This window comes from Rhizobium sp. CBN3 (assembly GCF_030518245.1).
Taxonomy (GTDB): Bacteria; Pseudomonadota; Alphaproteobacteria; order Rhizobiales; family Rhizobiaceae; genus Rhizobium; species Rhizobium aethiopicum_A.
The window spans coordinates 274,570-287,798 of record NZ_JAULSE010000003.1 but is presented as its reverse complement, the minus strand read 5'-3'; the positions used below and the strand labels follow the sequence as shown (position 1 = coordinate 287,798).

The 13,229-nt window shown below is 61.3% G+C and carries 11 protein-coding genes; 8 read left to right on the top strand and 3 right to left on the bottom strand.

Going from position 1 to position 13,229, the window contains the following annotated elements; genetic code table 11:
- The first annotated feature begins 29 nt into the window (after positions 1 to 29).
- Together QWJ46_RS06740 and QWJ46_RS06735 are read left to right on the top strand one after the other, a co-directional pair.
- Positions 30 to 2,174, top strand: a complete 2,145-nt coding sequence (locus QWJ46_RS06740) for a peptidase domain-containing ABC transporter (protein ID WP_184453351.1) — start codon at positions 30 to 32, stop codon at positions 2,172 to 2,174.
- Entirely contained in the window at positions 2,171 to 3,619 is a 1,449-nt protein-coding gene (locus tag QWJ46_RS06735) for an HlyD family type I secretion periplasmic adaptor subunit (RefSeq protein ID WP_302749989.1), read from the top strand. The genes QWJ46_RS06740 and QWJ46_RS06735 overlap by 4 nt, the downstream gene beginning before the upstream one ends.
- Positions 3,620 to 3,663: 44 nt before the next feature.
- Here the strand turns inward: QWJ46_RS06735 and QWJ46_RS06730 are convergent, their stop codons facing one another.
- Together QWJ46_RS06730 and QWJ46_RS06725 are read right to left on the bottom strand one after the other, a co-directional pair.
- Positions 3,664 to 4,566: an alpha/beta fold hydrolase gene (locus QWJ46_RS06730; RefSeq protein WP_302749988.1), complete on the bottom strand. Its 903-nt coding sequence runs from the start codon at positions 4,564 to 4,566 to the stop codon at positions 3,664 to 3,666.
- A gap of 127 nt (positions 4,567 to 4,693) precedes the next feature.
- Positions 4,694 to 6,769 (bottom strand): lytic transglycosylase domain-containing protein, encoded by a 2,076-nt coding sequence (locus tag QWJ46_RS06725; protein ID WP_302749987.1) that lies wholly within the window; start codon positions 6,767 to 6,769, stop codon positions 4,694 to 4,696.
- Between the two features lie 213 nt (positions 6,770 to 6,982).
- Here QWJ46_RS06725 and dapA point away from each other — a divergent pair, with 213 nt between their 5' ends.
- Together dapA and smpB are read left to right on the top strand one after the other, a co-directional pair.
- Entirely contained in the window at positions 6,983 to 7,867 is an 885-nt protein-coding gene (gene dapA / locus QWJ46_RS06720) for a 4-hydroxy-tetrahydrodipicolinate synthase (RefSeq protein ID WP_302749986.1), read from the top strand.
- Positions 7,868 to 7,956: 89 nt separating this feature from the next.
- Positions 7,957 to 8,436, top strand: a complete 480-nt coding sequence (smpB, locus tag QWJ46_RS06715) for an SsrA-binding protein SmpB (RefSeq protein ID WP_004675044.1) — start codon at positions 7,957 to 7,959, stop codon at positions 8,434 to 8,436.
- A gap of 39 nt (positions 8,437 to 8,475) precedes the next feature.
- Here smpB and QWJ46_RS06710 read toward each other — a convergent pair whose 3' ends face one another.
- Entirely contained in the window at positions 8,476 to 9,057 is a 582-nt protein-coding gene (locus tag QWJ46_RS06710; RefSeq protein ID WP_064801515.1) for an NYN domain-containing protein, read from the bottom strand.
- Positions 9,058 to 9,355: 298 nt separating this feature from the next.
- On the opposite strand from QWJ46_RS06710, the gene rpoZ reads away from it, so the two are divergent.
- The 4 genes from rpoZ to QWJ46_RS06690 all read left to right on the top strand — a co-directional run bounded on the left by rpoZ (position 9,356) and on the right by QWJ46_RS06690 (position 13,229).
- Positions 9,356 to 9,760 carry a DNA-directed RNA polymerase subunit omega gene (gene rpoZ / locus QWJ46_RS06705; protein WP_011424719.1) on the top strand — a complete coding sequence of 135 codons (405 nt, stop codon included), beginning with the start codon at positions 9,356 to 9,358 and terminating at the stop codon, positions 9,758 to 9,760.
- A gap of 142 nt (positions 9,761 to 9,902) precedes the next feature.
- Positions 9,903 to 12,137, top strand: a complete 2,235-nt coding sequence (locus QWJ46_RS06700; RefSeq protein WP_184453345.1) for a bifunctional (p)ppGpp synthetase/guanosine-3',5'-bis(diphosphate) 3'-pyrophosphohydrolase — start codon at positions 9,903 to 9,905, stop codon at positions 12,135 to 12,137.
- A 196-nt stretch (positions 12,138 to 12,333) separates the two neighbouring features.
- Entirely contained in the window at positions 12,334 to 12,483 is a 150-nt protein-coding gene (locus QWJ46_RS06695; protein ID WP_184453344.1) for a DUF3563 family protein, read from the top strand.
- A 155-nt stretch (positions 12,484 to 12,638) separates the two neighbouring features.
- Complete coding sequence (locus QWJ46_RS06690; RefSeq protein ID WP_184453342.1) at positions 12,639 to 13,229, top strand: DUF2062 domain-containing protein; 591 nt, start codon at positions 12,639 to 12,641, stop codon at positions 13,227 to 13,229.

The window sequence follows — 13,229 nt, the reverse complement described above, 5'->3', positions numbered from 1 at the left end:
CCTCGGTCTCGTAGTGTTTCGGGTGGGCCATGAGTGGTTTTCTGCATACCAACCTGCATTGTCTTGCGCTCGTCGCGCGTCACCACGGCGTCGACCTTTCTCCTGAGCGATTGCAGCACGATTATTCCGTCGGCAACGATCCGGTGGCCGTGCGGCAAATGCTCAGAATGGCCAAGGACGCTGGCCTTAGGGCCAGGCATCTGACCCTCGACTGGCGAAGCCTGTTCCAGCTCGGCGAGGCTTTCCCGGTGCTTGCCGAACTTTCGAACGGCAACTGGGTGGTCATATCAGGCGCTCTCGGGGAGGGCGAGGATGAGCGGATCCGCGTTCTCGACCCGCTCGCTACCCGTCCCGAAGTCATTCTGCTGAGCGAGGAGCAATTCGCCAAGGCCTGGCTCGGATCGGTGGTTCTGCTGAAGCGCAACTATCGCATGTCGGATGAGGACCGGCCCTTCGGCTTCCGCTGGTTCGTCCCCGAAATCATCCGCCAACGCAGCTTCTTCCGTGACGTGGCCCTCGCAGCTTTCGTGCTCTACGGCCTGGGGCTGACGACGCCGATGTTTTTTCAGCTCGTCATCGACAAGGTGCTCGTGCATCAGAGCTACGCGACATTGACGGTTCTGACGGCCGGCATCGCGGTGGCGCTCGTCTTCGACGCGACGTTCAGCTTCCTGCGCCGCTATCTGCTGCTCTACGCCACCAACAGGATCGACATCCGCGTGGCGACGCGCACCTTCGGCCATCTGCTCAACCTGCCGATTGCGCTCTTCGAACAGGCCTCGGCCGGCGTTCTCGTCAAGCATATGCAACAGACGGGGCGCATCCGCGAATTCCTCACCGGCCGGCTGTTCCTGACGCTTCTCGATGGTGTTTCACTCTTCGTCTTCTTGCCGATCCTGCTTCTCTACAGCGTTAAGCTGACGCTCGTGGTGCTGGGTTTTGCGGCGCTCGTCGGGCTCGTGGTGATGCTGCTCGTCGGGCCGTTCCAGCGTCGCCTGCAAGCGCTTTATCAGGCCGAAGGCGACCGGCAGGCCCTGCTGGTGGAAACCGTGCATGGCATGCGCACCGTCAAGTCGCTGGCGCTGGAGCCGCGCCAGCGCAAGGTGTGGGACGATTATTCGGCGCAGTCGATCTCGGTGCGTTTCCGGGTCGAAAAAATCTCCACCATCGCCCAGTCGATGACCGGGCTTCTGGAGAAGCTGATGAGCGTGGCGATCATCGGGCTCGGCGCACTCGATGTCTTCAGCGGTTCCATGACGATCGGCGCGCTGGTCGCCTTCAACATGCTGGCCGGCCGCGTCTCGGGACCGCTGGTGCAGATCGTCACCATGGTGCACGAATATCAGGAAGTGGCTCTGTCGGTGCGCATGCTCGGCGAGATCATGAACCAGCGGCCGGAGCAGGCAGGCCGCGGCCGAGGGGTGCGGCCGCATCTGCATGGCCGTATCGAATTCGACAGGGTCACCTTCCGCTATGCTCCCGATGCGGCGCCGGCGCTCGACAATGTGTCCTTCGCCATTCCGGCGGGTTGCGTCTTCGGCGTGGTCGGCAAGAGCGGCTCGGGCAAGACGACGATCACGCGGCTCATCCAGGGACTCTATCAGAGCCAGGAAGGGCTGGTGCGCATGGACGGCTATGACAGCCGCGAGATCGACCTCGTGCATCTCAGAACCAGCATCGGCGTCGTGCTGCAGGATAATTTCCTCTTCCGCGGCACGGTGCGCGACAATATCGCCGCCGCCAAACCCGATGCCAGCATCGAGGAGATCATGGAGGTCGCCCGCATTGCCGGTGCGCAAGAATTCATCGAGCGCCTGCCACGCGGCTTCGACACGATGCTGGAAGAAAATGCCGCAAACCTCTCCGGCGGTCAGAAGCAACGGCTCGCCATTGCGCGGGCGCTGATCACCGATCCGAAGCTCCTGATCTTCGATGAGGCGACGAGTGCGCTCGACCCCGACAGCGAGGCGATCATCCGCGAGAATTTGAGCCGGATCGCCGCCGGACGCACCGTTGTCATCGTCTCGCACCGGCTTTCGACCCTCGTCGATGCCGATGCCATTCTCGTCATCGATCGGGGCAAGGTTGCCGATATCGGCCGGCACGACCAGCTGGTGTCGCGCTGCATGACCTATCGCCACCTGTGGGCACAGCAAATGAGGCAGGTCGCATGAACGCGCGTGTCAGAAAATCCGGCGAGAACCTGCCCGTAGCCTCAGACCATGGTCCCTCAGACAAGGGGCCGCCAGGCAGGGGCGGACAGCTCGTCGCCCGCATGCCGCTGCCGCCGGCAATTGCTGAATTCCAGTCCGACGCCGTCGAGCTCGAGGAACGTGCTCCGCCCCGCGTTGCGCGGATGACGCTCTATTGCGTGACGGCGCTAATTGCTGCGACCATCATCTGGGCCTCCGTCTCTGATATCGACGAGGTGGTGATTGCGCCCGGCAAGCTCGTCACCACTCAGCCGACCATCGTCGTCCAGCCGCTCGAAACCTCGATCATTCGCACGATCGATGTGAAGGCCGGCGAGGTGGTGCATGCCGGACAGACGCTCGCAACGCTCGACGCCACCTTCAGTCAGGCCGATGTCGACCAGCAGCAGGCGAAGTTCTCAGCACTCGACGCCCAGGTGAAGCGCATCGAGGCGGAACTTGCCGGCGACGACTACACGATGATGGCGGGAACGACGCCCGACGAGATGCTGCAGGTGCAGCTCTTCGGTCAGCGGCGGGCCTTCTACACGGCGCAGCTGCAGAATTTCGAGCAGCAGATCGCCGGCCAATCGGCAGCGCTTGCCGCGGCCAAGAACCAGGAGGCCGTGCTCATTGACCGACGCGACACTCTCTCGCAGATCGAAGGCGCGCGCGAGCGGCTCTTTAACACGCAGAGCGGCTCGCTGATCACCATGCTCGGCTCGCGCGACGCCCGCCTCGACGTCGAGTCCGATCTGACTGCCGTGCGCGGCAAGGCCGACGAGGCCGCGCATGCCTTTGCCAAGCTGAAAGCCGACCGGCAGGCCTTCATCGAGGATTTCCGCCGCGCCGCGATGGAACAGCTGGTGGAGCTGCGCGGCCAGCGCGACATGGCGGATGAAGAGCTGAAGAAGATGGAGCTGCGCCGCAACATGGTGTCGCTGACAGCACCGGCCGACGCTATCGTGCTCGATCTCGCCCAGCGCTCCATCGGCTCCGTCGTACGCGAAGCCGAACCGATCGTCACACTGGTGCCGATCAACGTGCCGCTCGAAGCGGAAGTCTCGATCAACACCCGCGACATCGGCCGCATCGCCGTGGGTAAGGAAGCCCGCATCAAGCTGGACGCCTATCCCTTCCAGAAATACGGCACCGCGTCGGGCGAGGTTCGCACCATCAGCCAGGACACGTTCATGACCGGCCAGCAGCAGGAGCAGACCGCCACCCCGAGCCAGCCGGCCGCCCCCTTCTTCAAGGCTCGCATCCTGCTTGCCGATACGAGGCTGAACGCCTCAGACGTGCCGGTCAGACTGCTACCGGGCATGACCGTCTCCACAGAGATCAAGGTGGGCAACAGGACGGTGATCTCCTATTTCCTCTACCCGCTGCTGCGCGGCCTGGATGATGCCATCCGGGAACCGAACTGAGGAAGGGCCTCCGACACACGCCGGGGGCATCCGATTCCGATTAATCAGCCTACCGGCAAAGTGGCGAGAAAAGCGCGAATTGCTGCAGGGATATTGCCGAGATGGAGGAGGGGCGCATGTCCTTGCCCTCCGGCGGAATGAAGGATCAGTCCGGGATGCAGTCGGGTCATTTCGCTCGCGGTTTCCTGCGACAGCAGCGGTGAATTTTCGCCGCGGATCAGCATCAGCGGAAAGCGGCTCAGGCTTTCGAATTGTGCCCAGAGATCGGGCAGCGGCTGGCTGAAATCGATCGATCTCAGCGCCTCGGCGATCGCTGGATCGAAATCGGCGACTGGCCTTCCGCCGACGTCGCGATATAGCGCAAGCGCCATTTCGCGCCAGTCCTCGCCTGTAAGCGCGGTAAACGAGGCGCCGTGATTTTCCCGCAATAGATCGGCCGCCTCTTTCCAGTCGGCCGGCGCCTTGCCGCTGTTGAGGTAGTCGCGAATGAGCGCCAGCCCACTCGCCTCGATCGCCGGTCCGATATCGTTCAGGACCACGGCTTCGAGAAGATCCGGCCGTGTCGCTGCGATCAAATGCAGGATTAGGCCGCCACGCGAGGTGCCGATGAAAATCGCCCGCTCGATGCCGAATGCCGTGCAGGCGGCAATGATGTCGCCGGTCTCGACGGCGAGATTGTAATTGGCCCTGTTCTCATCCCATGCGGAATTGCCACGGCCGCGCGAGTCGAGCGCGATCACCCTGCGCGCGTCTGTTCTGTCGCGGCTGAGAAGCAGCGCAAGCGGATGAAAGTCCCGGGCATTGCGGCTCAGGCCGGGCAGGCAGATCACTGGCAGCCGTTCGGCGGCTGCCGCCTTCTCGGGCCGGTAGTCGCGTGCATAAAGCCTCAGCCCATCGGAGGAAGAGTAAAATCGTTCTTGGAAATCGCCTGCATCCACGTTCGGCATCGCATCCTCGAGAGCTGTCTGATCCGGAAGGTGTAGAGCATGTCTCGCAAAAGTGTGCAGCGGTTTTGCGATAAAGACATGCGGAAAAACAAAGACCAGCCTGCTTTTCAAGCCGCGCCGAACGGCTTCAGGAGGCGCTGCGTCCGCCGATCAGGTCGCGCTCGATATCCGCCGGCTGGCCAAGGCGGGCCTTGTAGACTTCATAATTCTCCATCACCCGCTGCACGTAATTGCGCGTTTCGGGGAAGGGGATGCGCTCGATCCAGTCTACGATCTCGTCGACCGGCCTGCCGCGTGGGTCGCCGTAGCGTCCGATCCATTCCGGCACCCGCTTCGGCCCGGCATTATAGGCGATAAAGGTGAGGATGTAGGAGCCGCCGAAGGCTTCGATCTGCTCGCCGAGATAATGCGCGCCGAGCGTCGCATTATAACCGGCATCGGCCGTCAGCTTGTCCTTCGAAAAGGTGATGTTGTGGCGCTTGGCCACCGCCTGGGCCGTGCCGGGCAGAAGCTGCAGTAGGCCGCGCGCATTCGCCGCCGAAACGGCGGCCGGGTTAAAGGCGCTTTCCTGCCGGGCAATCGCATAGGCGAGCGCCTTGCCGGAGCCGGAGATATTGGCATTCGCCGGGATTACGCCGACGGGAAAAGCGAGTGCTGCGACGTCGATGCCGCGGCCATAGGCGATTTTGCCGACCTGCAGTGACAGATGATGATTGCCTGACTGCTCGGCCTGCGCCGCAAGGATCGCCAGTTCACCGGGACTTTGCAGCTGATCGGCGAGCGCGAGATAGAGGATGTCGGCCCGCCATCCATGGCCGGCTGCCTCGAGCCGGGCGATTGCCTGCACGGCCTCGCGCGCCTGGAAACTCTGGCGGTCGGCTGCGCTCGGGGTGGGATAGCTGACGTTGAGCGTCTTGCGTCCAAGCCTTTCGGCCGCGAGCTGCCCATAGAAGGTGCCGGGAAAATTCGCGGCCTTGCCATAGAATTCGCCGGAGTTGCCGGGGCCGCCGGCCTCGGCTGCCCGCCCGAGCCAATACCAGGCGCGCGACACCGAGATGGGACCGTTCGAAGTCGCCAGAATCTTGCGGAAATGCTTTTCTGCCGTTGTCGGGTCCTGCAGCCCGCGCAGCGCGTACCACCCGGCATGGAACTCGGCCTCGACGATATCAGTCGGGCTGGTTGCCGCGGATCTTGCGACGATGCGATAGGCAGGCTTGAATTGTCCTTGATCGACGAGGCCGCGGCTGACGATCCGCTGCTCGTTCCACCATTCTCCGGAATTGACGAGTTCGCCTGGCTCGCGTGGCATCTTTTCCAGAAGCGCCGCCGCTTCGGTATATTTGTCCTGCTTGCGCAGATATTCGATCCGCGCGAACAGCAGGCCGGCATCGCCACGCCATTTCGGCTCGACGCTATTGAGCAGCGCGTCGGCATTGGCAGCTTTGGCGTCGACGGCGGCCCAGGCCTTGTAGAGGGACTGCGCTTCGCCCATATCGCCGAAGCGCTTGGCCTGCGCTACCCGGCCACGATACATCAGATAATCCATCCGCGCCTTGTGGTCGGCTGGCGTCAGCAGGGCGGAAAACTCGAGGAGGATCTTGTCTTCGCTCGCCTTGTCGAGCGCCTCAGTGCGCCAGACCTTGCGGATATATCTTGCTGCCTGCGCCTGCTTGCCTGACGCAGTCAGCGCCCGCCCGAGAATGACGGCGCCCTGCATCGTCTCCGGCGCGGTATCGCCGAAGGCGGCGAGCACGGCCGACGGGGCGGGGTTTTCGTCGTAGAGCGCACGTTCGGAATAGGCTCGCAGCCTGGAAAGGCCGGGCCATCCCTTGAGCTCCTGCGCAGCACTGGCGATTTCATAGGAGGGAACGCCCTTCAATCCGGAGACGGCGATCGCCCAGGTGAGGATATGGCGGTCGAGCGTACCCTCGCGCAGGCTGTCGCGGATCGACAGAGCCAGTTGCGGATTCTTGGCGGAAAGCGCATCGAGGCCGCTTTTCAGATCATTGGCGACGGCCGCGACGGCCGGATTGCGCGGGATGGCGCCGGTTGTCAGCGCTTCCGGTATCGATGTCTCGGGAACGAAGCCGATCGGCTTGATGCCGGGCGTCGGAATGCTTTCGCCGGGAAGCGGCGACGCGAGGCTGCCCCACGCGGCGGCAACGAAGCCGAAGGCGGTCAGAATCAGGACAGCTTTCTTCATCCGGGATCTCGCAATGAAAACACGCCCTGCCCATTTGGCTAGAGGCATCTTAACGAAGCCTTACCGTACCAGGTAAAATTCATTCACATCTGCTATCGGAATTTGCCCTAAACCGAACTCTCCGCGCTTGTCGCGATGATTTCGGCGCTCTATGGTGCGCAAAATATTCATGGAATGCGGCCGAAGCAAGGATTTGGTCGTGAGGAGCTTTGCATGTTCAATGGGTCCATCCCCGCCCTCGTCACCCCCTTCACCGATGCCGGACTGATCGACGAAGCGAGCTTCGCCGCCCATGTCGACTGGCAGATCAAGGAAGGCAGCAGCGGTCTCGTTCCGGTCGGCACGACTGGCGAATCGCCGACGCTGTCGCATGCCGAGCACAAGCGGGTCGTGGAACTCTGCATCGAAGTGGCGGCAAAACGCGTTCCTGTCATGGCCGGCGCCGGTTCGAACAATACGCGTGAGGCGGTCGAACTCGCCCAACATGCCGAAAAGGTCGGCGCCGACGCCGTGCTCGTCGTCACGCCCTATTACAACAAGCCGACGCAGAAGGGTCTGATCGCGCATTTTTCCGCGATCGCCGAGGCCGTCGCCCTGCCGATCTATATCTACAATATTCCCGGCCGTTCGGTGATCGACATGACGCCGGAAACGATGGGCGCTCTCGCCAAGGCACACAGCAATATCGTCGGCGTCAAGGACGCGACGGGCAAGATCGAGCGTGTTTCCGAGCAGCGTATCACCTGCGGCAAGGACTTCAGACAATTGTCCGGCGAGGACGCGACGGCGCTGGGTTTCAACGCCCATGGAGGCGTCGGCTGCATCTCGGTGACGGCCAATGTCGCCCCGCGCCTCTGCGCCGATTTTCAGGCCGCGACGCTGGCCGGTGAATACGCCCGCGCGCTCGAATATCAGGACCGGCTGATGCCGCTGCATAAGGCGATCTTCCTTGAGCCCGGTCTCTGCGGCGCCAAATACGGCCTCGCCAAGCTCGGCCGGATGAGCCGCAATGTCCGCTCGCCGCTGCTTTCGACCCTGGAGCCGGCAACCGAAGCAGCGATCGACGCCGCCATGCGTCACGCAGGATTGCTGAACTGAGGAGACCGGCCTTCACAAGGCCGGGTCGTTCCCTTACATAAGGACAAGCAATGAGGGCGCGGCTTTTCGCGCCCCGAAGGAATATCGTCATGGCCCCCAAAGGCAGCCAGCGCGTGGTGAACAAGGTCGTGGCCGAAAACCGCAAGGCCCGCTTCAACTACGAGATCATCGATACTTATGAGGCAGGTCTCGTGCTGAAGGGCACGGAGGTCAAGTCGTTGCGCGAAGGCAAGGCCAATATCGCCGAATCCTATGCGTCGGATGAGGATGGCGAGATCTGGCTGATCAACTCCTACCTGCCGGAATATCTGCAGGCGAACCGCTTCAATCACGAACCGCGCCGGCGCCGCAAGCTCTTGCTGTCGGGCCGTGAAATCCATCGCCTGCGCTCCGCCGTCAACCGCGAAGGCATGACGCTGGTCCCGCTGAAGATCTATTTCAACGACCGGGGTCGGGCGAAGATGGAGCTGGCGCTCGCCAAGGGCAAGAAATTGCACGATAAGCGCGAATCCGAGAAGGAGCGCGACTGGAATCGGCAAAAGAGCCGCTTATTGAAGGATAACGGCTAACCCATCGCGCCACAGCCGATCGGCTCGCGGCGCTTTCGATTACTCCCCGAAATCGCTGGCCGGGGCGACTTCGACCGGGCGCGGCGCCCGCTCCGCGGGATCGCGACCGATCTCAGCCTTCAGCGACAAGAGGTCGATGAAATGATCGGCCTGCCGGCGCAAGTCGTCGGCGATCATCGGCGGCTGCGTCGCCATGGTCGAGATCACCGAGACCTTGCGGCCTCTGCGCTGCAGCGCCTCGACGAGGTTCGTGAAGTCGCCGTCACCGGAGAAGATGACCAGATGGTCGACGGTTTCCGACTGCTCCATGGCGTCGATCGCAAGCTCGATGTCCATGTTGCCCTTGATCTTCCGCCGGCCCATGGAGTCGGTGAATTCCTTGGCGGGCTTGGTGACGACCTTATAGCCGTTATAGTCGAGCCAGTCGATCAGAGGACGGATCGATGAATATTCCTGGTCCTCGATCAGCGCGGTGTAATAATATGCGCGCAGGAGGTAGCCGCGTTTCTGGAATGCCTTCAGGAGCTTGCGGTAATCGATGTCGAAACCGAGGCTCTTGGATGCAGCGTAGAGGTTGGCGCCGTCAATGAAGAGTGCAATTTTTTCGCGTGGGTCAAACATCGCTTACCAATTCCAATGAGAGAAATCGAAATTCGCAGGGCATCAAATTTCAATAAATACAACGGCTTATTGTGATTTTTGATTTGATGCGTACTTTACTAAGTGTTCATATAAGGGAGATTTAGGGCACGGTTCCGCATATTCCAAGCAACCTTTGGTGGAATTGTCACATTCTCCATGGAAATTTAGCTCGGCTGCGGATAAAGACGAGGGGAGCCGGAACGAAAAACTTGTATTTGCCCGGTTTTAATTGTATCGGGCGTGCTAATCCCGAAATGACGACCGTAAAGGACAGGCAATGGCCCGTGTCACAGTTGAAGATTGCATCGACAAGGTGGAGAACCGCTTCGAGCTGGTTCTGCTCGCCAGCCACCGCGCCCGGCTGATTTCCCAGGGTGCCTCGATCACCATCGATCGCGACAACGACAAGAATCCTGTCGTGGCGCTGCGCGAAATCGCCGACGAGACGCTTTCGCCCGATGATCTCAAGGAAGATCTGATCCATTCGCTGCAGAAGCATGTCGAAGTCGACGAGCCCGAGCCCGATCCGGCCAGCATGATCGCCGCCGGCGGCGCTGCTGCCGCCGATAGCGAGGAGCAGGACGACTTGCCGGAGACGATCACTTTCGATCAGATGTCGGAAGAAGAGCTGCTTGCCGGTATCGAAGGCCTCGTGCCGCCGGAAAAGAGCGACGATTATTAAGCGTCTCGACCGGATCTGATTCGGAAAAGAGCGACGATTACCAATCGTCAATCTTGCGCCTTTATTGCTTAGGCATATTATTGCCCATGTGTGCGCCAATCGTTGATTGGCGCGCTTTTATTTTTGTCGGAGTGGCTTTGGAATGATGCGGCAGTACGAGCTCGTGGAGCGGGTTCAGCAATACAAGCCCGATGCCAATGAAGCACTGCTGAACAAAGCCTATGTTTACGCCATGCAGAAACATGGTCAGCAGAAACGCGCGAGCGGCGATCCGTATATTTCCCATCCGCTCGAAGTCGCCGCCATCCTCACCGACATGCATCTCGATGAATCGACGATCGCGGTCGCCCTTCTGCACGATACTATCGAGGATACGACGGCGACGCGCGCCGAGATCGACGAACTGTTCGGCGAGGATATCGGCCGCCTGGTCGAGGGGCTGACGAAGATCAAGAAGCTCGATCTCGTCACCAAAAAGGCCAAGCAGGCGGAGAACCTGCGCAAGCTGCTGCTCGCCATATCGGACGATGTGCGCGTCCTGCTCGTCAAACTCGCCGACCGTCTGCACAATATGCGCACCCTCGATCACATGTCGGCCGACAAGCGCGCCCGCATTTCCGAAGAGACGATGGAAATCTATGCGCCGCTCGCCGGCCGCATGGGCATGCAGGACATGCGCGAGGAGCTGGAAGAGCTCTCCTTCCGCCATATGAATCCGGAAGCCTACGAGACCGTCACCAAGAGGCTGGAAGAGCTTTCCAAGCGCAACGAGGGCATCGTCAAGAAGATCGAGGCGGAACTGCGCGACCTCCTGGTCGCAAGCGGCCTGACGAGCGCTTATGTCAAGGGCCGGCAGAAGAAGCCCTATTCGGTCTTTCGCAAGATGCAGTCGAAGTCGCTTTCCTTCGAGCAGCTTTCCGATGTCTATGGCTTCCGTCTGATCGTCGAAGACATCCCTTCCTGCTACCGGGCGCTCGGCATCGTCCACACGCGCTGGCGCGTCGTGCCAGGCCGCTTCAAGGATTATATTTCGACGCCGAAGCAGAACGACTACCGTTCGCTGCACACCACCATCGTCGGTCCGTCCAGCCAGCGCATCGAGCTGCAGATCCGCACCAAGCGCATGCACGAAATCGCCGAATTCGGCATTGCCGCCCACACGCTTTACAAGGACGGCGCCACCAATGCCGATGGCGACATTCTTTCGCGCGAATCCAATGCCTATTCCTGGCTGCGCCATACGATCGAGGCGCTCGCCGAAGGTGACAGCCCGGAGGAATTCCTCGAGCACACCAAGCTCGAACTCTTCCAGGATCAGGTCTTCTGCTTCACGCCGAAGGGCAAGCTGATTGCGCTGCCGCGCGGCGCCACCCCGATCGATTTCGCCTATGCGGTGCACACCAATATCGGCGACACGACGGTGGGCGCCAAGATCAACGGCCGCATCATGCCGCTGGTGACGCGGCTGGCGAATGGCGACGAGGTCGAGATCATCCGCTCCGGCGTGCAGGTTCCGCCGGCCGCCTGGGAGGAGATCGTCGTCACCGGCAAGGCGCGCGCTGCCATCCGCCGCGCCACCCGTATGGCGATCCGCAAGCAATATGCCGGCCTCGGCCACCGCATCCTCGAGCGCACCTTCAATCGGGCCGGCAAGATTTTCTCGCGCGAGGCGATGAAACCGGCGCTGCACCGTCTGGGCCAGAAGGATGTCGAGGATGCGATCGCCGCCGTCGGCCGCGGCGAGATGTCATCGCTCGACGTGCTGCGCGCCGTCTATCCCGACCATCAGGACGAGCGCGTCACCGTCAAGCCCTCCGGCGATGACGGCTGGTTCAATGTCCGCAGCGCCGCAGGCATGATCTTCAAGATTCCCGGCAAGGCCAAGGCCGGGGCCGAAGGCGGCCAATCGGAACTCGATGCCGATGTCGATGTGGGCCCGATCCGCGGCCTGTCCGGCAATGTCGACGTCAAGTTCGCCTCGACCGGCGCCGTGCCCGGCGACCGCATCGTCGGCATCATGGATCAGAGCAAGGGCATCACCATTTATCCGATCCAGTCGCCGAGCCTGCAGCGTTTCGACGATCAGCCCGATCGCTGGATCGACGTGCGCTGGGATCTCGACGAGGCCAACAAGTCGCGTTTCATGGCGCGCATCATGGTAAATGCGTTGAATGAGCCCGGCACGCTTGCCAAGGTCGCCCAGACTGTAGCCGGGCTCGACGTCAATATTCGCATGCTGAATACGGTGCGCGTGGCAGCCGATTTCACCGAGATGATGCTGGAAGTCGAGGTGTGGGATCTGCGCCAGCTCAACCAGTTGCTCGCCCAGATGAAGGACCTGGATTGCATCGCCACGGTCCGGCGGCTCTATGAGTAGGCTTTTGCTAAGCCTGCCATGGACCTGATCGACAAAAATGCACATTTTATGATCGGTTTGTGATCGTGATGGCGCAGCAATAAGGCAAGGAATGCGTTTAGCGCATAGCTGTGTCCATGTTGCAGCGATGGTAATTAACCTTTGGCAGGACTATCTTCTGGTCATCGAAAACGTAAACAGAAGATGAGACAAGGTAATGTTTGACCCTATCAGGAAAATCGCTCGCGCCCTTCGCGCTCCGACTGCTCAGGAACGTGAAATGGCATATTTGAACGGCTCGCTGGATCGTATCGATCTCGAGTTTCGTCAGCGTCAGGTCGACCGCGGTCTGTTCCGCAATCGCTGATACCACCTTTATACTTGGTCGAGTGAGGGACGTTACGTATAACGAGCGCCCCTCGGCATGAAGATGCTCCTTTGCAAGAAAAATGAAGGGGCTGTTTCGGGCGGTACCATTTGCCGCTCTTGTCATGGTCCGGTGCACTGCACTAAATAGCGACCATGTTGTTTCGCCGTCGCAAGCCTGCGGGTTTCAAGGAAAAGATGCGGGAGCTTCTATGGCCCCGAAAAGGTTTCCTTCGCCCGATCCGTTACCTGACAATGCGCATCCTGCGCCTGAGCGCTTCGCCGCATGCGGTTGCGGCCGGCGTCGCCGCCGGCGTCTTTGTCTCGTGGACGCCGTTCATCGGCGTGCATTTCGTCATGGCTTTCGTCATCACCTATTTCCTCTCCGGCAATATGGTGGCCGCGGCTCTCGGCTGCGCCGCATTCGGCAATCCGCTGACCTATCCTTTCATCTGGGGTATCACCTGGGAGATCGGCCATCTGCTGTTGAGCCGTGAGGATCATCTGGCCGGTCAGATGGTGGATCTCGCCGCGCTCTTTCACAAGCTGAACTTCACCGAATTGTGGAGGCCGGTGCTGGAGCCGATGCTGATCGGCGCCATTCCGCCGGGAATCGTGACCGCCGTTGCGCTCTATGCGCTGACGTTCTACACCGTCAGGGGTTTTCAGGCCCGCCGCCGCACGCGGCTAATAGAGCGGGCGCGCCTGCGCCTGGCGGGTCCGGCCGGCGACATGCCGAGCGTATGA

Coding starts and splice junctions, on each gene's coding strand:
- QWJ46_RS06710 (WP_064801515.1), bottom strand. CDS start 9,057: ATGTTTGACCCACGCGAAAAAATTGCACTCTTCATTGACGGCGCCAAC.
- QWJ46_RS06740 (WP_184453351.1), top strand. CDS start 30: ATGAGTGGTTTTCTGCATACCAACCTGCATTGTCTTGCGCTCGTCGCG.
- smpB (WP_004675044.1), top strand. CDS start 7,957: ATGGCCCCCAAAGGCAGCCAGCGCGTGGTGAACAAGGTCGTGGCCGAA.
- QWJ46_RS06690 (WP_184453342.1), top strand. CDS start 12,639: ATGTTGTTTCGCCGTCGCAAGCCTGCGGGTTTCAAGGAAAAGATGCGG.
- QWJ46_RS06730 (WP_302749988.1), bottom strand. CDS start 4,566: ATGCCGAACGTGGATGCAGGCGATTTCCAAGAACGATTTTACTCTTCC.
- dapA (WP_302749986.1), top strand. CDS start 6,983: ATGTTCAATGGGTCCATCCCCGCCCTCGTCACCCCCTTCACCGATGCC.
- QWJ46_RS06725 (WP_302749987.1), bottom strand. CDS start 6,769: ATGAAGAAAGCTGTCCTGATTCTGACCGCCTTCGGCTTCGTTGCCGCC.
- QWJ46_RS06695 (WP_184453344.1), top strand. CDS start 12,334: ATGTTTGACCCTATCAGGAAAATCGCTCGCGCCCTTCGCGCTCCGACT.
- rpoZ (WP_011424719.1), top strand. CDS start 9,356: ATGGCCCGTGTCACAGTTGAAGATTGCATCGACAAGGTGGAGAACCGC.
- QWJ46_RS06735 (WP_302749989.1), top strand. CDS start 2,171: ATGAACGCGCGTGTCAGAAAATCCGGCGAGAACCTGCCCGTAGCCTCA.
- QWJ46_RS06700 (WP_184453345.1), top strand. CDS start 9,903: ATGATGCGGCAGTACGAGCTCGTGGAGCGGGTTCAGCAATACAAGCCC.